At 68.4% G+C, this 20,644-nt stretch carries 16 protein-coding genes; 13 read left to right on the forward strand and 3 right to left on the reverse strand.

Features of this window, described 5'->3' with window-relative positions; genetic code table 11:
• Positions 1-138: 138 nt before the first annotated feature.
• Both ACTIEW_RS04645 and ACTIEW_RS04650 read right to left on the reverse strand, forming a co-directional pair.
• Positions 139-936, reverse strand: a complete 798-nt coding sequence (locus tag ACTIEW_RS04645) for a DUF1365 domain-containing protein (protein WP_439476750.1) — start codon at positions 934-936, stop codon at positions 139-141.
• Positions 933-2,306, reverse strand: a complete 1,374-nt coding sequence (locus ACTIEW_RS04650) for an NAD(P)/FAD-dependent oxidoreductase (RefSeq protein WP_439476751.1) — start codon at positions 2,304-2,306, stop codon at positions 933-935. The genes ACTIEW_RS04645 and ACTIEW_RS04650 overlap by 4 nt, the downstream gene beginning before the upstream one ends.
• 116 nt (positions 2,307-2,422) lie before the next feature.
• Between ACTIEW_RS04650 and ACTIEW_RS04655 the strand changes: the two genes are divergently transcribed.
• From ACTIEW_RS04655 to ACTIEW_RS04715, 13 genes are all read left to right on the forward strand, one after another.
• Positions 2,423-3,454: an SAM-dependent methyltransferase gene (locus tag ACTIEW_RS04655; protein WP_439476752.1), complete on the forward strand. Its 1,032-nt coding sequence runs from the start codon at positions 2,423-2,425 to the stop codon at positions 3,452-3,454.
• Positions 3,455-3,466: 12 nt separating this feature from the next.
• Complete coding sequence (locus tag ACTIEW_RS04660; RefSeq protein WP_439476753.1) at positions 3,467-3,880, forward strand: DUF2177 family protein; 414 nt, start codon at positions 3,467-3,469, stop codon at positions 3,878-3,880.
• Between the two features lie 106 nt (positions 3,881-3,986).
• Positions 3,987-4,907, forward strand: coding sequence for an SGNH/GDSL hydrolase family protein (locus ACTIEW_RS04665; protein ID WP_439476754.1), 921 nt, complete (start codon positions 3,987-3,989; stop codon positions 4,905-4,907).
• A gap of 2 nt (positions 4,908-4,909) precedes the next feature.
• Complete coding sequence (locus ACTIEW_RS04670) at positions 4,910-6,154, forward strand: GDSL-type esterase/lipase family protein (protein WP_439476755.1); 1,245 nt, start codon at positions 4,910-4,912, stop codon at positions 6,152-6,154.
• Positions 6,155-7,555: an MBOAT family O-acyltransferase gene (locus ACTIEW_RS04675; protein WP_439476756.1), complete on the forward strand. Its 1,401-nt coding sequence runs from the start codon at positions 6,155-6,157 to the stop codon at positions 7,553-7,555.
• A gap of 15 nt (positions 7,556-7,570) precedes the next feature.
• Positions 7,571-8,089, forward strand: coding sequence for a hypothetical protein (locus ACTIEW_RS04680; RefSeq protein WP_439476757.1), 519 nt, complete (start codon positions 7,571-7,573; stop codon positions 8,087-8,089).
• A gap of 55 nt (positions 8,090-8,144) precedes the next feature.
• On the forward strand, positions 8,145-9,461 hold the full coding sequence (locus ACTIEW_RS04685; RefSeq protein ID WP_439476758.1) for a tyrosinase family protein: 1,317 nt from the start codon (positions 8,145-8,147) through the stop codon (positions 9,459-9,461).
• A complete protein-coding gene (locus ACTIEW_RS04690; protein ID WP_439476759.1) occupies positions 9,458-10,279 on the forward strand; it encodes a M57 family metalloprotease in 822 nt (273 codons plus the stop codon). The genes ACTIEW_RS04685 and ACTIEW_RS04690 overlap by 4 nt, the downstream gene beginning before the upstream one ends.
• Before the next feature lie 62 nt (positions 10,280-10,341).
• The gene (locus ACTIEW_RS04695) at positions 10,342-12,807 is read left to right on the forward strand and encodes a S9 family peptidase (RefSeq protein ID WP_439476760.1); all 2,466 of its coding nucleotides are present in this window, start codon (positions 10,342-10,344) and stop codon (positions 12,805-12,807) included.
• Positions 12,808-13,000: 193 nt separating this feature from the next.
• Positions 13,001-14,413, forward strand: coding sequence for a circularly permuted type 2 ATP-grasp protein (locus tag ACTIEW_RS04700; protein ID WP_439476761.1), 1,413 nt, complete (start codon positions 13,001-13,003; stop codon positions 14,411-14,413).
• Positions 14,414-14,562: 149 nt separating this feature from the next.
• Positions 14,563-15,495, forward strand: coding sequence for an alpha-E domain-containing protein (locus ACTIEW_RS04705; RefSeq protein ID WP_439476762.1), 933 nt, complete (start codon positions 14,563-14,565; stop codon positions 15,493-15,495).
• Positions 15,496-15,498: 3 nt separating this feature from the next.
• Positions 15,499-16,326, forward strand: coding sequence for a transglutaminase family protein (locus tag ACTIEW_RS04710; protein ID WP_439476763.1), 828 nt, complete (start codon positions 15,499-15,501; stop codon positions 16,324-16,326).
• Between the two features lie 74 nt (positions 16,327-16,400).
• Positions 16,401-17,168 carry a peptidase gene (locus ACTIEW_RS04715; protein WP_439476764.1) on the forward strand — a complete coding sequence of 256 codons (768 nt, stop codon included), beginning with the start codon at positions 16,401-16,403 and terminating at the stop codon, positions 17,166-17,168.
• A gap of 48 nt (positions 17,169-17,216) precedes the next feature.
• Here the strand turns inward: ACTIEW_RS04715 and ACTIEW_RS04720 are convergent, their stop codons facing one another.
• Positions 17,217-20,558 carry an amidohydrolase family protein gene (locus ACTIEW_RS04720; RefSeq protein ID WP_439476765.1) on the reverse strand — a complete coding sequence of 1,114 codons (3,342 nt, stop codon included), beginning with the start codon at positions 20,556-20,558 and terminating at the stop codon, positions 17,217-17,219.
• Positions 20,559-20,644: the final 86 nt, after the last annotated feature.

Raw genomic sequence — 20,644 nt, forward strand, 5'->3', positions numbered from 1 at the left:
GGCAAGGCGGGCCGTAAAAAACACCGTCCGAAGCGTTCACAGCGTTCACTCCGTCCACTCCGTTCACTCCGTTCACTGCGTCCGGAAAGTGCGGATCGCCCGGGACCCGCCATGCTCTGACCGTAGCGTAAGCCTACGTCAGAATCGGACGGAGCCCTCGGTCACCGGCTGTTCGGGCGGAGCGCCGCGGTGGCGGTAGCGGGCGCCCTTGAACATCATCCTCACCGCCTCCCAGTGGATGCCCCAGGTCACCTTCCAGGTCAGCAAGGGGTGGGTGATGAAGGCGCGGAGCAATTGTCTGTCGGTCAGAGGCCGGTGCTGGCCGGCGAAACTGGCGGTGAGGATGGGCGTGTCGCCCCGGCGGACCGCGACGACGACGGACACGGCCTCTCCCGGCGGGCGGACGGTGAAGTCGTAGGTCAGATCCCGGTCCATGAAGGGCGAGACGAACAGTTGCTTGTCCACAGTCTGCCGCACCGCGCCCGTCTGGTTCGCCGGAATGGCGACAAGGTAGCTGTGGCGCTCATGGAAGGTGTTGGTGACCTCATAGAGCAGGGCCGCCAGGGCGCCGTCTGGCGTGTGGCAGAAAAAGACGCTGATTGGATTGAAGCCGTAGCCGAGGATGCGCGGCATGGTCAGCAGGCGGATTGGACCGCCGGGGATGTCGATTCCGGCCGCGGATAGGTGGCCCTCGATCTGGGCGCGCAGCGGACGGCCCGAGCGGTCGCCGTGGTCGGCGGTTCGCAGGCTGACCAGCCCGAAGCGGCCGCGGCCGAGCAAGCGAAGTCGATCCTGAAACCCGTCCAGCTCGTCGAGATCGGCCAGCACCATCCAGAGGCGGTAGCGCAGGCGGTGGTTGAAGGTTCGCGACCGCTGATGGACGACCTCTCCGACATAGAGAGCCGACGAAGAGGCGATGGCTGCGGGCGCGGTCACGCCGCCTCGGTCAGCCGGTCCGGGTCGACGGATGAGGCTCGCACTTGAATCCGGCCGCTCTCGTCCGCCACGCTCCATGGCCGGCGCACGCCGCCCAGCTGTTCGGCGACGGCCAGTCCGGCCTGCAGGCCGTCCTCATGGAAGCCCGAGCCGAACCAGGCCCCGGCGAACCAGACATTGCGGCGGCCCTGCAGCGACCAGAGCTCGGACTGGGCGGCCACGGCGGCGGCGTCGAATACAGGATGCTCGTAGTCCCATTCGCCGATCACCAGCGCCGGGTCGGGGGCCTTGGCCGGGTTCAGGCTGACGAACAGGGGCGGGCCGGGCAGGGACTGGAGCTCGTTCATCCAGTAGGTCACGCCGCCTTCGCCCGCGCGGTCGGAATAGCCGAGGTGGGTCCAGGCGGCCCAGGCCTTGCGCCGCTTCGGCATCAGCGAGGTGTCGCGATGCAGGATGACCTGGTTGGGCCGATAGGCGATGGCGCCCAGCAGACGGCGGTCCTCCGCAGACGGCGCTTCCAGCAGGTTCAGGGCCTGATCGGAATGGGTCGCCAGCACCACGGCGTCGAACCGCTCCAACCGGCCGTCGTCGAACCGCAGCGCCGCTCCGTCCAGCCCGCGCAGCACGCCGACCACGCCTGCGCCGGTGACGATCCGGCCGCGAAAGGCCTCGGCCAGCCGCGACACATAGGATCGGCTGCCGCCATCCACCGTGCGCCAGGTCGGCCTCACATCCACCTTGAGAAGGTTGTGGTTCATGTAGAACCGGACGAAGGAGGCCGCGGGATACTCAGCCATCTGTCCCATGGTGCAGGACCAGATGGCGGCGGCCTGGGGCAGCAGATGGGCCTCGCGGAACAGGGCGCCGTAGCCGCCCCGCACTAGATAGGTTTCGAGCGTCTCGCCCGTCCGTTCCAGCTCCGTCAGATCGCGCGGGGCCTGTTTCTGGAACCGCAGCAGGTCGCCGATCATGCGCCAGAATTTGGGGCTGGCGTAGTTGCGCTTCTGGGCGAACAGGGCTCCGAGGCCCTGGCTGCAATATTCGAAGGCGCCGTCGTCGATCGAGACGGCGAAGGACATCATGGCCGGCTTGGTCGGCACGTTCAGATGCGCGAACAGGGCGGTCAGATTGGGATAGTTGGTCTCGTTATAGACGATGAAGCCGGTGTCGACAGCGACCGGCTCATGCGGCGCCGGCGCATCCACGGTATTGGAATGTCCGCCCAGCCGGTCGTCGGCCTCGAACAGGGTGACGTCATGTTTCTGCGACAGCAGCCAGGCGCACGACAGGCCCGATATGCCAGAGCCGACCACGGCGATGCGCCGGCCGGCGGACGAGGCAAGGGTCTCCGCGACGAGATGAGGGGGCATGCTGACTCCAACTGAGGTTGAGGTGAGCTACGGCGGAAACTGTGCGGCGGATGCCGTTCATCCGGATGCTACGCTCGGGCGTAGCTGTGGGATAGTCAGGCCTGCCAGGAGCGCCCATGTCTCTCGCAAACGCCGCCATACGCCGGCTGCAGGATGCCCCCTTCCCGGACTTCATCGCCCGCCCGGCGATCGACAGTCTGGTCAGCGAGGCGCGCAGGCGGCTGGACCGCGAGGCGCCGCATGACGAGGCCGTGTTCGCCCGCGACATGGCGGAGCGCGAGATCGCCGAACACACGGCGGCGGCCAACGCCCAACACTATGAGCTGCCGCCGGAGTTCTTCGAGATCTGCCTGGGCAGGCGGCTGAAATATTCCTGCTGCCTCTATTCCGCCGCTGAGACGACGCTGGATCAGGCCGAGGAGGCGGCGCTGGCGGACACCTGCGCCCATGCGGCCCTGACGGACGGCCAGCGGGTGCTGGAGCTGGGCTGCGGCTGGGGATCGCTGAGCCTGTGGATGGCGGAGCGCTATCCGAACTCGGCCATCACCGCCGTTTCAAACAGCCATGGCCAGCGCGGCCATATCGAGGCCCAGGCCGCGGCGCGGGGCCTGACCAATCTGACGGTTATCACTTGTGACATGAATGACTTCAAACCGGCCGAACGCGGCGGCTACGACCGCATCGTTTCGGTCGAGATGTTCGAGCATATGGCCAACTGGCGCGTCCTGCTGACGCGGGCCCATGGCTGGCTGAAGCCGGACGGGCGGATGTTCATTCACATCTTCACCCACCGCGACGCGCCCTACCGGTTCGACCACACCGACAGCGGCGACTTCATAGCCCAGCATTTCTTCACCGGCGGGGTCATGCCCAGCCGCGGCCTGATGCGGCAGTTCCCCGACCTGTTCCGGGTCGAGCGGGAGTGGACCTGGAACGGGATCAACTATCAGCGCACCGCCGACCACTGGCTGGCCAATATGGACGCCAACGGCGACCGGGTGATGGAGCTGATGCGCGAGACCTACGGCGCAGACGCGGCCCTGTGGCGGCGGCGCTGGCGGCGGTTCTACCTGGCCACGGCGGGCCTGTTCGGCAACGACGGCGGCAACACCTGGGCGGTCACTCACTATCTGCTGAAGCCGGCGTAAGGACCTGAAGACATGATCAAATATATCACCGCCTATCTCGGCGCAGGCCTGACCTTCGCGGCCATAGACGCAGTCTGGCTGACCACCATGTCCAGTCGGCTGTACAAGCCGGTGCTGGGTCCGATCCTCGCCGACAAGCCCGACATGAGGGCGGCCGTCGCCTTCTATCTGATCTCCATCTTCGGGACCGTCTTTCTCGCCATCATCCCCGCCCTGCGCGAGGGGGGCTGGCAGAGGGCGGCAATCAACGGGGCCGTGCTGGGGTTTGTGGCCTACGCGACTTATGACCTGACCAATCAGGCGACGTTGAACGTCTGGTCGGTGCGGCTGACCCTGATCGATCTGTGCTGGGGCACGGCCCTGACCACCGTCTCGGCGCTGGGCGGCTATTTCTCGGCCAGATGGGCTGAAGGCCGGTTCGGCTAAACCCCTCGCGATTAACCTTTTTCTTCCCGCGAGACGGGCGCGAGGTGGCCAGATCGCAGCGATAGGGTAAAAGGTACGACTGGACGAGGTTCAGTCGGGGGACGTTTTGCGCGCTGGCATCAACGCTTTGACGGCGATCTTCGTGGTCGGCGTCCTGGCCGGACTGGCGTTGACGCCGGACGGACGGGCGTGGCTGCGCAATCCGACCGTCATGCTGGGCGACAAGGCCGCGGCCTCCGCGCCGCCGGCGCCGGCGCCTGCTCCGGCGGCCGCCGCTCCGGCGGCCGCCCCTGGTCCCGCCATGGCCCGTGTGACGCCGCTGAACGCGCGGCTGGCCCAGGGGCCTTTGCGGGTCGGCGTCTTCGGGGACTCGATGGCCGACGGCCTGTACGCGGGCCTGTACCGGGACCTGCAGGACCAGCCGAACATCTCGGTGAGCAAATTCTCGCAGGTTTCGACCGGGCTGAGCCGCTACGACTATGTGAACATTCACGCCAAAACCCGGGCCCAGCTTGATGAACATCCGGTCGACGTGGCCGTCATGCTGTTCGGCACCAATGACGCCCAGGGCATCGACGACGGCGGCGTGGTGCATATGTTCGGCACAGACGGCTGGAAGGCCGCCTATGGTCGGCGGATCGACGATCTCGTCGCCCTGCTGCGCAGCCGCAATGTGGCGGTCTATTGGGTCGGCTTGCCGCGGATGAAACGCGGCAGCTTCGACGGCAAGATGATGCTGATCAACGGCGTGGTCGAGGCCCGGATGCGGGCGCTGGGCGTGCCCTGGATCGAGACGGAGGGCCTGACCTCCAACGTCGAGGGCGGCTATGAGGCCTATCTGCCGACCGCAGGCGGCCGCCGGGTGCTGATGCGCGCCGGCGACGGCATCCACATGTCGATGGCCGGCTATCTGCGCATGAGCGCCCCGGTCGCCGCCCGGCTGAAGCGCGACGCCGGGCTGGACCGCCCGCAGGCGGCGCCGGGGCTGGTTTCAGCGGCCGCGCCGCCCGCATCGCCTGCCGCCTGAGCATGAAGGGGTTCGCCGGGGCCCTCGTTGCGGCGTTTCTGGCGTCGGCGGCGTCAGCCCAGATTCCCTATGGACCGACCGATACGCCCGCACCCGGCGCGTCCGTCTGCCCCGGCGGTCTGTGCCAACCCGAGGCGCTGAGCGGCGTGTTCGAGGCCCTGTCGCGGACTGAAGGCGGCGGCGGCGCGTCAGTGCACATCCTCCAGATCGGCGACAGCCACACGGCGGGCGACCGCATCACCGGCAAGCTGAGGGCGGCGCTGCAGGCGCGGTTCGGCGACGGCGGTCGCGGCGTCCTGCCGCCCGGCGTCCCCTATGACGGCTACGCCCCGCTGCAGGTCGAGGTGACGGCGAGCGACTGGACGACGACGTTGGCGCCGCTGGCGGGCAATGCAGGCTACGTCCGGGCCGGGGTCGGCCTGACCGGGGTGCAGGCGATCACGGTCCAGCCGGGAAGCACATTGACCCTTCGACTGGACACGCTCTCGCCGGCCTTTGTCCGCATCGAAGTATGCGGAACAGGTCCGGGCCGGCTGCAGGTCGCCGCGGACGACGAGATCTGGACGGTGGCGTTCGATGACGGCGGCTGCCGATCCGTGCGGCCTGACCGGATTCACCGGCAGGTCGAGCTGCGGGCGCTGGACGACGTCCTGGCCCTTCATGCGGTGCGCCTGACCAGCGCCCCGGGGGGCGTGGAACTGTCCAATCTCGGCGTCGTCGGGGCGACGCTCAGGGATCTGGCGGCGCGCGACCAGCGGGTGGTGGCGCGGGAGCTGGCGGCGTGGCGGCCGGCGCTGATCGTGCTGGGCTTCGGGACCAATGAGGGGTTCGACGACGGGCTGGACGCGCGGGCCTATGAGGCGCTGCTGCGGGGACAGATCGTGCGCCTCCGGCGGCTGGCGCCGGCGGCCTCGCTGATGATCCTCGGGGCCCCCGACGCCCTGCGCAACGGCGTCGTGAACGGTTGCAGCGCCGACGGCCGGCGCAGCCCCCCGCCGTCGCTGGCGGTGGTGCGGGACGTGCAACGCCGGGTCGCCGCCGACGTGGGTGTGGCGTTCTGGGACTGGCACGGGCGGATGGGCGGCGACTGTTCAGCGGACCGGCTTGCAACGAGGGGCGAACCCTTCATGTTGCGTGACCGTGTGCATTTCAACTCCGCCGGATCCGACTGGATCGGCGGGGTGCTGCATGCCGATCTGATGACCGCCTATGAGGCCTGGTCGGCGCGGCGCGGGGGGGCGGAGTAGATGCTGTTCCCCACGCTGGCCTTCGGCGTCTTCTTCCTGTTCGTCTATTTCACCGCCTGGTCGCTGGATCGCGAGAACGGGCGGCGCAAACTGTTCCTGCTGCTGGCCAGCTGGTTCTTCTACGCCCAGTGGGATTGGCGTTTCGTCGCCCTGCTGATCGCCTCGGCGGTGCTCAATTGGGGCGTCGGCGCCCTGATCGCGCGACAACCGGGGGCGAAGAAGGCGTGGCTGGTCGGGCTGGGGGTCGCGGCCAACCTGCTGATCCTGGGCTTCTTCAAATACTACGGCTTCTTCATCGAACAGGCCGGCGACCTGCTGATGCGGTTCGGCTGGGAGCGGGACCTGCCGCTGCTGCAGATCGTGCTGCCGGTGGGGATTTCGTTCTTCACCTTCCAGGGCATCAGCTATGTCGTGGACGTGCATCGCGGGAAGACGCCGGCGGCCAGGAGCCTGCTCGACGTCATGCTGCTGCTGAGCTTCTTCCCGCATCTGGTGGCGGGACCGATCGTACGGGCCTCGGACCTGCTGCCGCAGTTCGACCGGACCCCGCGGCTGACGCGGGCGATGGCGACCCACGGCCTGCTCCTGATCGTGTGGGGCCTGTTCAAGAAGACGGTGATCGCTTCGGAACTGTCGGTGAACCTGGTCGACCCGGTGTTCTTCGATCCATCCGCCTACGGGGCCTTCGACATCGCGGCGGCGACCTATGGCTATGCGGTCCAGATCTATTGCGACTTTTCGGCCTATTCCGACATGGCGATCGGACTGGCGGCGCTGCTGGGCTATTCCTTCCCGCGCAATTTCGACCAGCCGTACCGGGCGTCGTCGATGCAGAGCTTCTGGCGGCGCTGGCACATCAGCCTGTCCAGCTGGTTGCGGGACTACCTCTATGTGCCGCTGGGGGGCGGTCGGAAGGGTCTGATCTCGTCCTGTATCAACGTCTTCATCACCATGGTGCTGGGCGGGCTGTGGCACGGGGCGGCCTGGACCTTCCTGGCCTGGGGCGCGCTGCACGGCGGGGTGCAGGTGGTCGAACGGCTGGGCCGCGCGGCCTTCGGCGACCGCAAGGTCGTGCCGACCGTGATCGGAGTGCTGGTCACCTTCCACATCGTCTGCCTGGGCTGGATCCTGTTCCGGGCCGAGAATTTCGACCTGGCCATGGCCATGCTGCAGGGGCTGGGGCGGATCGGGCCGGTCACGGCGCTGACGCCGCTGCTGCTGACCCTGATCGTCGGCGGTCTGGCCATGCACTGGCTGCCGCCGCGTGCTATCGAGGGCATGGCCGAGCGACTGAAGGCGGCGCCGTCGGTGACCCTGGGCCTGCTGATCGGGGCGGCCTTCCTGCTCATCGAGGCGGTGCGTCCGGACGGCGTGGCCCCCTTCATCTATTTCCAGTTCTGAGGCGTTGAAGCGACAATGACCGACGAGCGCGATCCTCCCGAAATCCCGCTGGAGCCGTTTCTGGTTCACCGGCCGGAATCGCCGTTCCCGCCGCTATACGAAAGCCTGCCGCCGGGGCCGGGCGATCCCCACAGCGACTGGAACCAGAACGCCGACGCCCACGACCTGCCGACACGCGAGAACCGGCTGGCGGCGCTGGGGCGGTTCGCCTTCCCGCCCGCCCCGCCGCTGGACGATGAGGGGGTGGCGGCGCGGGACCGGCGCTGGACCAGCCGGACGATCTTTGTGAGCGCGGCCTTCCTGCTGGTGTTCAACGCCGTCTCGCCCCTGAACTGGTCGCGACAGCAGCCGCCGTCCTGGCTGCAGGGCACGGTCCAGCAGATGTCCGGGGTCTGGGTGGGTCAGCTGGCGGTGTTCGGCGTGGACATGCCGCGACAGGGCGTCCGCGAGGCCTGGGTGGCCGCCCGTGACGCACGCTTCGTGGGTCAGGAGCCCGCGCCCGCAGCAGGCTCGACAGCGGCCGGAGAGTCGTGAATCCTGCGGCTGCGTCGGAGACTGCGACCACGACGGGTTGGGGAGCGGGGGCTTCGTGAAAATCGACAGACGCAAGGCGCTCGCCGGCGCGGCCATGCTCGGCCTGTATCCCGGCGCGGCCGTAGCCCAGACGGCGCGGCGCGTTCGACGGGGAGCATCCAGCCTCTCGGCGACCAGCGACGACGTGGTGGCGTTCGGCGAGGCCATGGCGCTGATGAAGCGCCGCGGCGACCAGCGGTCATGGTCGCGTCAGAACACCATTCACGCCCGCAACGGCCAACACAACAACGGCTTGTTCCTGCCCTGGCACCGGCTCCAGCTGGCGCATCTCGAGCGGATCATCGCCGAACTGACCGGGCATGCGGCTTTCGCCATGCCCTACTGGGACGCCCAGGAACACCAGACGCTGCCGTCATGGGTGACCGGAACAGACGCGCCGCTTTACGAACGGCAACGGGCCCGAGGCGTCGATGTGCTGGACTTCAGCGCCGCCCGGTGGGCGCGGTCGCCCCATGTGGCGCGATTGACCTCTGACGGTTTCGAGACCTTCGCCGGCAAGCTTCCCGACGGAGCCGGCATGGTCGAGGGTTACGGCCACAACTTCATCCACGAGCTGGTCGGCGGTTTGATGAAGCGACTGGCGGCGGCGGCCAATGATCCGATTTTCTGGCTTCACCACGCCAATGTCGACCGGGTCTGGGCGACCTGGCATGCGAGGCAGGCGGCGAACATCTATCCGGCCGACTGGACGGCGCGCAGGCTGGGCGGCTTTGTCGGCGCCCAAGGCGAAGACACGGGAGACTGGCGCGTCGGCGACGTGCTGGAGACCGGTTCGCTGGGCTACGTCTATGATCACCTGTACCCCTTCCCTGTGTTCAGCGCGCCAGACTCCGGACCTCCGGGGGCCACGCGTCGCGAGCCGTTGGGCGGGGTGGTCTATCAGATGCGCGCCGACGGCGAGGCGGGGCGCGACCGCATGAGCGTGACCCTTCCGGCCGAAGCCGTGACGCGGATGGCGGCGGCTGACGATAGCCTGATGATCGCTGGCGCCGGATCGGTGGCCTATACGGCGACGGAACAGCTGCTTGATCGCTCGATCGAGATCCGCATGACCTGTGGCGGCCGCGGCATCTCGCTCGGCTCCTCACCGACCTTCCTGCATCTGACCGAGGGTGAACATGCGGGCCACCTCGGAGACTACAGCCTGCCGTTCCGGTTCGGCGAGGAAGTGTTGAACCTCATCGATGACGGATCCCGTCCCGTGACGATCACCGTGGAGGCCGAGGATCTGGACCCTGGCGCCGGTCGTCCGCCGGCGCAGGGCGCGGCGCTGGATCTGTCGCTGACCCTGACCGAGAGCCGTTGGGCATGAACCGCTTCCGCATCATCCTCGTCCTGATCATGGCGGCCGTGGCCGCGCCGCTGGCCGGCTGTCAGATCTTTCAGGACCAGCCGCCCGCCTACGTTCCGCCGCCACCGCCACCGCCTCCGCCGCCTCCTCCACCACCGCCGCCGCCGCCTCCCCCTCCACCTCCGCCCGCACCACCGCCGGCCGAGGCGGACCTCTGGCCGGGCGGTCGCGTGCCGATGTGCTTTCAGGCGCCGACCGCTGAAGTCGCCTGGGCGCGCGAAAAGGTCATGGACGCGGCCGCAGCCTGGGAGGCCGTGGCCCGGGTCGATTTCGACATCACCGCTGACTGCGCAGAGTCCCCCACCACGGGCCCGAACCGCCGAATTCCGATCCGCATCGACCACGATCCGGAGCGGTTCGCCTCAGCCAGCCATCTGGGGGTCAACCTCGTGCGAGGCGGGACGATCAGCCTGAACGCCGACTATCTGGTCACCAATCGCATCTGCGGACGGCGGGGCTCCGTCGGGCAGGAGGGCTGCTTCTATGCCGACGCTCTCCACGAGCTGGGGCACGCCCTCGGCTTTTCCCACGATCACGTCAGCCCGCGTGCGCCTGATTGTGTCGCCCGGATGAGCACGCCCGAGGCCGAGGTCGCCGACGAGACCTATTACGACGCCGGCTCGATCATGAACTACTGCAACCCGGAGCGCTGGAAGGGAGAGCTGAGTCCTGCCGACATCTGCTCGATCCGCGCGGCCTATGGCGCGCCCGACGGGACGCGGCCCGCGCGAGCCGCCTGTTACGCGATGACGGGAGCGCCCATGGTCCGGCGGCCTTGACCCGGGTTCATCCCGCCCCCTAGCGTGCGGCGCCCATCGGGGCGGTCGTTTGGGGAATTGATATGCGTCATCGTCTGCTCGGCCGGGCCATGCCCGCCTTTGTCCTGCTGGCCGTACTGGCCGGGCCCGCCCTGGCGCAGGAAGGCCGGACCTATCAGCAGCCGCCGGCGCCCATTGCCGACATCCTCGACACCAAACCGACGCCCACGCCGAGCCTGTCGCCGGACCGGATGACCCTGGCCCTGTACGACCGCGCCAACCTGCCGCCGATCACCGAACTGGCGGAGCCCATGCTGCGGCTGGCCGGATACCGGATCAATCCGCGCAACAACGGTCAGGCCAACAGCCGGGTGACCTGGCTGACCGGCATCGGCTTCCAGCCGGTGGAGGGCGGACCCGCCCGGACGGTGAGCCTGCCGGCCAACGCGCGTTTCGTCTCTCCGGGCTGGTCGCCCGACGGCCGCTCGCTGGCCCTGCTGATGGACGCGCCGACCGGGCTGGAGCTGTGGACCGTCGACGTGGCCAGCGGCCGCGCGCGCAAGCTGACCGACGCCCGGGTCAACGCCGCGGGCGGCGGGGCTTTCGACTGGCTGCCGGACAGTTCGGGACTGGTGGTGCGGATGACGCCTGAGGGGCGCGGCCCGGCGCCCGATGTCAGCCGGCCGCCCGAGGGGCCGATCGTCGAGGAAAGCCTGGGCCGGACGGCCCCGGCGCGGACCTATCAGGACCTGCTGTCCAACGCCGGGGACGAGGCGCTGTTCGAGCACTATTTCACCTCGCAGCTGACACTGGTTCCGCTTGAAGGTCCGGCGCGGACGTTGGGGGCGCCGGCGGTCTATCTGGGCTCGGGCGTTTCGCCGGACGGGCGCTACATCCTCCAGACCACGGTGAAGCACCCCTACAGCTATGTCGTCCCGGCGGCCCTGTTCCCGGCCGAGGTGGCCATCAAGGACCTGCAGGGGCGGGTGGTGCACCGGGTCGCAGACCTGCCGCTGCGCGACAACATCCCGACTCCGTTCGACTCCGTCGCGCCGGGTCCGCGGTCGGCGCAATGGCGGGCCGATGCGCCCTCGACCCTGGTCTGGGTCGAGGCTCAGGACGGCGGCGATCCGCGCACACCCGCCGAGGTGCGGGATCGGGTCTTCACCCTCGCCGCGCCGTTCACCGGTCAGCCGACGCCCCTGATCGACCTCAAGGACCGCTACGGCGGCGTGATCTGGGGCGACGCCGATACGGCGCTGGTCCTCAGCCGCCAGTTCAACAGCCGGCGCGAGACCCGCTATCTGGTTGATCCGTCCAACCCCGGTCAGGGCCGCACCTTGCTGGAGCGGAACTATCAGGACCGCTACAACGACCCGGGCTTCCCGGTGACCGAGGCCAACGCCAGCGGTTTCCCGGTGATGCGGTTCACCGCCGACGGGGCGCGGGTGCTGATGACCGGGGCCGGAGCGACGCGGGCAGGGGAGTATCCCTTTCTCTCGACCATGGACCTGACCACCGGCGCGACCGAGCGCGTCTGGACCTCGGCGGACGGGGTCTATGAGAGCGTGGTGGGCATCCTTGACGAGGACGGCCGGCGGTTGCTGACGCGGCGCGAAACGCGGGCCGATCCCCCCAACATCCATGCCCGCAATCTCGACGAACCGGCCGCCGCCACACGGGCGATCACGCAGTTTCCCGACCCGGCCCCGCAACTGGCCGGGGTGACCAAACAGCTGATCAGCTACACCCGCGCCGACGGGGTGCAACTGTCCGGCACACTCTATCTGCCCGCAGGCTACGACAAGGACCGCGACGGGCCGCTTCCGCTGGTGATGTGGGCCTATCCGGCCGAATTCACCGACGCAGCCGTGGCGGGGCAGGTGGTCGATACGGCCAACCGCTTCACCCGGCCGGGCGGGATCAGTCACCTGTTCCTGCTGACCCAGGGCTATGCCGTGCTCGATGATCCCTCGATGCCGATCGTCGGCGTCAACGGGGCCGAACCCAATGACACCTATATCCAGCAGCTCACGGCCAGCGCCGAGGCGGCGGTCAATGCGGTCGTCGAAATGGGCGTGGCCGATCGCGACCGGATCGCCGTCGGCGGGCACAGCTACGGCGCCTTCATGACCGCCAACCTGCTGGCTCACACCGACCTGTTCCGCACCGGCATCGCCCGCTCAGGCGCCTACAACCGCACGCTGACCCCGTTCGGCTTCCAGGCCGAGCAGCGCACCTATTGGGAGGCCGGGGATACCTATACGGAGATGTCGCCCTTCACCTACGCCAACCGCGTCAATGAGCCGATCCTGCTGATCCACGGCGAGGCGGACGACAACTCCGGCACTTTCCCGGTCCAGTCCGAGCGGTTCTATGCGGCGCTGAAGGGCAATGGGGCCAATGTCCGCTACGTCGTCCTGCCGCTGGAAGCGCACGGCTATCGGGCGCGGGAGTCGGTCGGCCACACCCTGTGGGAAATGACCCGCTGGCTGGACCAGTATGTGAAGAACGCCGGACCGCGGGCGGCGACCGCCGGCACGCCCTGAGCCGGATGCTGGGACGTGGCCGTCGGGCGCGTCGGCTATGGCGACGTGCGCGAGCGGATGACCGTGCACCCCGGCAGGGTCTTCACCTACTCGGTCACGGACTGACGTCGGAACCGCTGCCGCGCTGCAACATTCCAGTTGCGCCAGCGCCGCTTGTCAGGCCACGCTGTGTGTTCATCGCAGCGGGAGCGGCATGGCCTTCGACGAAATGTCAGGTGACGGCGGCGGTGTCCGCGACAGCTATCGCGGGCTCGCGCGCTGGCTGGCGGACGCGCCCGAAGGACTGCTGCAGGCGCGTTCACGTCAGGCGGAGCTGTTCTTCCGCCGCATGGGCATCACCTTCGCCGTCTATGGCGACGCCGAGTCCAGCGAGCGGCTGATCCCGTTCGACGTCGTGCCCCGTATCATCGGCGCCGCCGAATGGGCAGGGCTCGAGGCCGGGCTCACCCAGCGGGTGCGGGCGATCAATCTGTTCCTGGCCGACGTCTACGGCGCGCAGGAATGTCTGAAGGCCGGCATCGTCCCGGCTGAACTGATCCTGACCAACCCCCACTATGTGCCCGAGATGCAGGGCCGACGGCCGCCGCGCGGAGTCTGGGTGCATATCGCCGGCGTCGATCTGGTCCGCACGGGCGAGGACGGCTTCTACGTGCTGGAAGACAACTGCCGCACGCCGTCCGGCGTCTCCTACATGCTGGAGAACCGCGAGATGATGATGCGGTTGTTCCCCGACCTGTTCGCCGACTATCCCGTCCGGCCGGTCGAGACATACGCCGACATGCTGTTGTCCAGCCTGCGAGCGTCTGCGCCCGAGGCGGCGCTGGCTGATCCGACCATCGTCGTCCTGACGCCGGGGCCGTTCAACTCGGCCTACTACGAACACTCCTTCCTGGCCGACAAACTGGGGGTGGACCTGGTCGAGGGGCGCGACCTGTTCGTCGACGACGGCAAGGTCTTCATGCGGACGACCCAGGGCCGCCAGCAGGTCGATGTGATCTATCGGCGGATCGACGACGACTTCCTCGATCCCCTGACCTTCCGCCCGGACTCCAGCCTGGGCGTGCCGGGGCTGATGACGGCCTACCAGGCGGGGACGGTGACCCTGGCCAATGCGGTCGGCACCGGCGTGGCCGACGACAAGGCCGTCTATACCTACATGCCCGAGATCATCCGCTTCTTCACCGGCGAGGAGCCGATCCTGAAGAACGTTCCGACCTGGCGCTGCCGCGAGCCGGAGGCGTTGAAGGAGGTGCTGTCGAAACTGGACCAGCTGGTGGTCAAGGAGGTTGGCGGCTCGGGCGGCTACGGCATGCTGGTCGGACCGGCGGCGTCGAAGGCCGAGCTCGAGGCCTTCCGCAAGAAGCTGATCAACGATCCCGAAGACTTCATCGCCCAGCCGACGCTGGACCTGTCGACCGCGCCGACGCTGGACAAGGGCGAACTGCACGGCCGCCATGTCGATCTGCGCCCGTTCGTTCTGTCTGATCCCAAAGGGGTCAAGGTGGCTCCGGGCGGGCTGACGCGGGTGGCGCTGAAGCCGGGCTCGCTGGTGGTCAACTCCAGCCAGGGCGGCGGGACCAAGGACACCTGGGTGCTGGATGTTTGAGATCGCGATCAAACATCCGCTCATCCCGGCGAATGCCGGGACCCGGATCACGAGAGCGGTTGATGGGATGACGTACCGATTCCGGTCGAAAGCCCGCCCGTGTCCTTCCATCTGGGTCCCGGCATTCGCCGGGATGAGCGGTTTTTAGTATGCTCTCAAGAACCGCAGACAGCCTGTACTGGACCGGACGCTATATCGAGCGGGCGGATTTCCTCGCCCGCATCCTCGAGGCCACGCTGCGGCTGGCCGCCATTCCGACGCGGGGAGACGGCGACGCCGGGACGGTCTGGGCCAGCGCCCTGGCATCGGCGGGGGCGCCCAAGGCGCTGGGCCGGTCGCCGACCGAGAAGTCGGTGCGCGAATATCTGGCCTTCGCCCCGAACAACGCCTCGTCCATCACCGCCTGCATCACCCGCGCCCGCACCAATGCCCGTTCGGTGCGCACGGCGCTGACGGTCGAGCTGTGGGAGGCCATCAACGGAGCCTGGAACGGGCTGGAGGAGCAGGGCCAGCCGACCCGGCGCGACGAGTTCGCGCGCTTCCTGGAGTGGGTGAAGACCGTCACCCTGTCGGTCGAAGGCGCGACGTCGCGGACCATGCTGCGCAACGACGGCTATTATTTCCTGCGACTGGGCGCGGCGATCGAGCGGGCCGACAACACCGCGCGCCTGCTGGACGTCAAATACCATCTGCTGCTGCCCGAGGGCGAACGCGTCGGCGGACAGCTGGACTATTTCCAGTGGACCACCCTGCTGCGCGAGGTCTCGGCCCTGACGGCCTATCGCTGGGTGTATCGCGACAGCGTCAAGCCGTGGCTGGTGGCCGACCTGCTGGTGTTGAACCGCCAGATGCCGCGTTCGCTTGCCAGTTGCCAAGCCTCGATCGTGCGCTATCTGGAACGGCTGGCCAATGACTACGGACGGCGCGGCCCGGCGCAGCGGCTGGCGGCGGACCGGATGCGGGCGTTCGACAATTCGCGCATCGAGGACATCTTCCAGTCGGGCCTGCACGAATACATCCAGGCCTTCCTCGGCGAGAACCATCGCCTGGGCCAGGCCATTCATGACCAGTATCTGAGCTGACCTGTGCGTATCAGCATCGACCATGCGACCACCTATGCCTACGACCGGGCGGCGCGCTTCATCATCCAGACCCTGAGGCTGACGCCGCGTTCCTCCGAGGCGCAACAGGTCCGCAACTGGCGGGTCGAGACCGACGTCGACGCGCGCCTGCGCCGGTCCGAGGACGCCTTCGGCAACATCGTCCACACCCTCTACACCGAACAGCCGACCCAGAGCCTGACGGTCCGGGTCTCCGGCGAGGTGGTGACCACCGACACCGCCGGCGTCGTCCCAGCGGGGCAGGAGACGCTGTCGCCGCTGGTCTTCCTGCGCGACACCACCCTGACGCGACGGGACAAGCTGATCTCGGTCTTCGCCTCGGAGTTTTCGGCCCATCCGCCGCTTGAGCGACTGCATCGTCTGATGGCGGGGATTCATGGCTCAGTGGCCTTCGAGGTCGGGGTGACGACGCCCACCCATACGGCGGCCGAGGTGCTCGCGCTGGGCCGCGGCGTCTGTCAGGACCATGCCCACGTCTTCATCGCCTGCGCCCGCGAGATGGGCATGCCGGCCCGCTATGTCTCGGGTCATCTGCTGCGCCGTGACGGTCAGGACGATCAGGAGGCGGCCCACGCCTGGGCCGAGGCCTGGATCCCGGATCTGGGCTGGGTCGGCTTCGATCCCGCCAACGGCATCTGCTCCACGGACCGCTACGTCCGGGTCGCCGCCGGGCTCGACTATCGCGGCGCGGCTCCGGTGCGGGGGGCCAGCTATGGCGGCGGCGGCGAGCGGCTGGCCGTGCGGCTCAATGTGCGTGATGCCGACATGCAACAGGGACAGCAACAGGCGTAGGACGTGGGTTACCCGTCGCGGGAATCTGTTACCGTGGACGTCATGACGGACGGGCACCGGGCATTGCGCGCCACATGACCTATTGCGTGGGCATGCTGGTTGAAGAGGGGTTGGCGATGATCGCCGACACCCGGACCAATGCGGGCGTGGACAACATCTCGTCCTATCGCAAGCTGCACATCGTCGACCGCCCCGGCGAGCGGGTGCTGGGCATCTGCACCGCCGGCAATCTGTCCGTGACCCAGACGGCCCTCGCGATGGCGCGAGAGGGGGTCCACCTGCATGTCGGCGAGGAGCCGGAGACGCTGGAGACCGCGCCCACCCTGTTCCGGTGCGCCCAGCTGTTGGGTCATGCCCTGCGCGAGACGCGGCTGTCGATCGCCCCGGCGATGGAAGCTGACAGCCTGAACACCTCGGCCTCGATGCTGCTGGGCGGCCAGGTCGCGGGCGGCCGGATGGGGCTGTATCTGATCTACAGCCAGGGCAATTTCATCGAGTGCGGACGCGATACGCCCTATCTGCAGATCGGCGAGGCCAAATACGGCAAGCCGATCCTCGAGAGCGGTCTGGGCTTCGACACGCCTTTGGCCGAGGGCGTGAAGCTGGGCCTGATCTCCTTCTCGACGACGATGCGCAGCAATGTCGGGGTCGGGGCGCCGTTCGATATGCTGACCCTGCGCCGCGACTTCCTCAGCGGCGAGCATCGGCGGATCGAGGAAGACGACGCCTATTTCACCGATCTGCACGAACAGTGGACCCGCGCCCAGGCCCAGGCCCGGCGGCAGATGCCGGCCCCGCCCTGGCTGATGGGCGGTCCGAGACTGGCGACCAGCCGGAGCTGAGGGCCGGCGGAACCGCGAGCGGTCCCGCCTGACGCCTGACCCCCGACCTCAGTGGCCGTGGTCGCCCTCTGAATCGGCCTCCGTCGCCCCGGCGGCCCAGCCCTCTCCGCCGGTTTCGGCGAACCAGAAGGGCGCGCGGGTCCGCTGGCGCGGCGCGACCTCGTTCATGCCGGAATCGTACACCCGGCCGTTGGCGATGGTGTAGGCGACAGCGGTGGTGTTGCGGATGTTCTCCAGCGGGTTCTGGTCCAGCACCACCATGTCGGCCAGCTTGCCGACCTCCAGCGAGCCGATGTCCCGGTCCAGACCCAGCGATCGCGCGCCGTTCAGGGTGCCGGCGCGGATCACGTCGATCGGAGCCATCCCGCCCTGGGCCAGGCTCCAGAGCTCCCAGTGCGCCGCCAGTCCTTCCCGCTGGCCGTGGGCCCCGATCGAGACGCTGACGCCCTGTTCGGAAAGCCGGGCGGCTTCGCGGGCGACCGAGATGTGGTTCCACTCATTGTCCGGCAGGGTCACCGGCCTGCGCGCGCGGGAATCGAGGATTCGGCGCGGCACGTACTGGGTCAGGATCGGATGGTTCCAGACCTCGCTCTCCTGGTACCAGTAGTTTTCGCCGTAGCTGCCGCCATAGGCCACGACCAGCGTCGGGTTGTAGGCCACTCCGGTCTGCCGCCACAGCTGGTGGACGTCGTCGTACAGATGGGCCAGGGGGATCGAGTGTTCGATCGTGGTGTGGCCGTCGACGATCATCGACATGTTGTGCTGGAACAGCGAGCCGCCCTCCGGCACCACCATCATGTTCAGCTGGCGCGCCGCCTCGATGATCTGCTGACGCTGGTCGCGGCGGGGCTGGTTGTAGCTCTTGACGCTCCACGCTCCCGCCGCCTGCATCCGCCGCAGGGTCGACATGGCGTCGTCAAGGCCATCGACCTGGGCCGTGAAGCCCGTGCTGGCCCCGTACAGGATGGTGCCGGTCGAGAAGATGCGCGGCGCCGTGATCCGCCCGGTGCGGGCCAGTTCGCTGTGGGCGAAGATCGTGCTGGTGTCCGCCGAGGGGTTGTGGATCGTGGTTACGCCGAAGGCCAGCGAGGCGTAGTCGACCCAGCTCTGTTCGGGGATGATCTCGTCCGACCCCATGGAGCCGTGCCAGTGGGCGTCGACCAGACCGGGCATGATGGTCTTGCCGGCCATGTCCATGACCGGCACGCCCGCGGGCACCGGGGTGCTGGCGGCTGAACCGATGGCCTCGATCCGGTTGCCGTTCAGGATAACGACCCCGTTCTCGATGACCTCGGCGCCGTTCATGGTGATCAGCCGGGCGCCGGTCAGGGCCATGCGGCCCTCCGGCACATCGGCCTGGGCGGTGAAGCTGAGGTTGATCCCGGTCTCATCGGGTTTGGGAAGTTCGTCCGGTGCGCCGTCCACGAAGCTGAAGGCCTGGTTCAGGTCGCGGGTGAACAGTTCCGGCCCCAACGACCATTGCAGCCGCCGGGAATCGCCCGACCAGCTCAGCCAATCGCCGGCGTCGCGGGTCATCCGGGCCTGGGGCAGGGACTTGCCCTCGGCGCTGATGGCGACGGGTCGGCCCGACATGACGAAGGGCGCGACATAGGCGTTGAACCGCTCGGTCCAGCCGATCCAGTTCCCGTCGGGTGAGACGGCGAACTCGCTGGCCCATTCCGAGGTCAGGTGGGTGCGTTCGTCCTCGCCGTCGAGATTGACCGAGATCAGCGTCTGCTTGTCGCCGTCGCGGTCCGACAGGAAGACCCGGTCGTTAGCGGCGCCGAACTGCGGCGCGGAGCCGTCATCGGTCATGAAGACCGGCTCGCCGCCCGCCGCCGGGATGCGATAGACGCCCGGATCACGGCTCCACAGAGCGCTGGTCAGGAAGCCGTCGCTGACGGTGCGATAGACGATGGTCCGGCCGTCGGGCGAGAAGGTCGGCTCGATATAGTGGCCGGGTTGCGAGGTCACGACGCGACCTGCGCCGCCGCTCACGGGCACGACGCGGATCGAGCCGAATTCCTGATCGTCCCAGGTTGTATAGACGATCGACCGGCCGTCGCGGGACCAGTTGGGATAGAGTTCGAAATGGTCGCTCTGGCGGGTCAGCCGCCGCGCCGTTCCGGTCGGCAGGTCGCGGATCCACAGATTGCCGAGCGCCTCGAACACGACCTTGGTCCCGTCCGGCGAGGGCCGGGCCCAGCGGATCATGCGGACATCGAATGTGTCGGGCGCGACCTCGACCGGGAAGCGCACCGTGTCCTGCACCCGCCGGGTGTCGGCGACGTGGAAGGGGATGTCCGCCACCGCCTGCGTGCCAACATCGACGCGCTGGATGCGGCCGTCGGCCCAGAAGACGATGGAGCGGTTGTCGGGGGTCCAACTGATCGCCGGATAGACGCCGTGGATGGCCCAGGTTTCCTGCAGGTCGCGGTCGAGACCCGAGAAGACCGGCGTCTCGCGCCCGGACTCGATGTCCATGACATAGAGCACCGACTGGTAGCGAACGCGGCGGATGAAGGCGATCGACTTGCCGTCGGGCGAGGGCGTCGGCCGGATCGAGCCGCCGGGGCCGTTGATATAGGCGTCGATCTCGCCGGTTTCCCGGTCGAGACGGCGGATGATGTAGATCTGGTCGTTGACGTCCTTGGAATATTCGAAGGTCATGCCCGGCGTGGCGTCGTCGCTGAAATAGATATAGCGGCCGTCCGGCGAGAAGGCGGGCTCGCCGGTGTCCTTCTGCTGCGTCCGGCGCTCGGTCATCTGCACGCCGCCGCCGCCCGAGCGGTGGTACATCCACAGCTCCCCGGCTCCCAGCGAGCGGGACGAGGTGAAATGTTTGCGGGCCACGATGAACTGGCCGTCGGGCGACCATTCGGGCTGGTTCAGCAGGCGGAAGGTCTCCTTGGACACCTGCGTCGGGTCCGAGCCGTCGGCCTCCATGATCCAGATGTTGTCGCCGCCGGCCCGATCCGAGGTGAAGGCGATATGGCGGCCGTCGGGCGACCATTTCGGCTGCATGTCCCAGGCCACGCCGCTGGCGATAGCGCGCGCCTCGCCGCCTGAGACCGGCATCACATAGATGTCGCCGAGCAGGTCGAAGACGATGGTCTGGCCGTCGGGGCTGACGTCCAGCGACATCCAGGTGCCGCGGGTCACGTCGATGGGGATGTCGCGCGACGGTCCGGGCGGGTTCTGCACATCCCATTTGGGCGTCTCGGCCGGGGCAGCGGCGGGAGGCGCGGCGACCGGATCCGGCGCGGCCTGCGGCTCGACCGGCCCGGGGACGGGCGGGGCGGCGATCGGCGAGACCGGTTCAGGCGTCTGGGCGGCGGCGGGACAGGCGAGCGCCAGCAGGGCGACCGTGGTCAGAAAAGCGCGCTTCATGGTGTGTCATCCCCGGGGACATGGGCGGACGTCTCTCGCCGCCGTCGACGGCCGCGTCCTTGCGGGGGGAGATGAACATTGTCGGG

The sequence above is a fragment of the Brevundimonas sp. genome, assembly GCF_051860745.1.
GTDB lineage: Bacteria > Pseudomonadota > Alphaproteobacteria > Caulobacterales > Caulobacteraceae > Brevundimonas.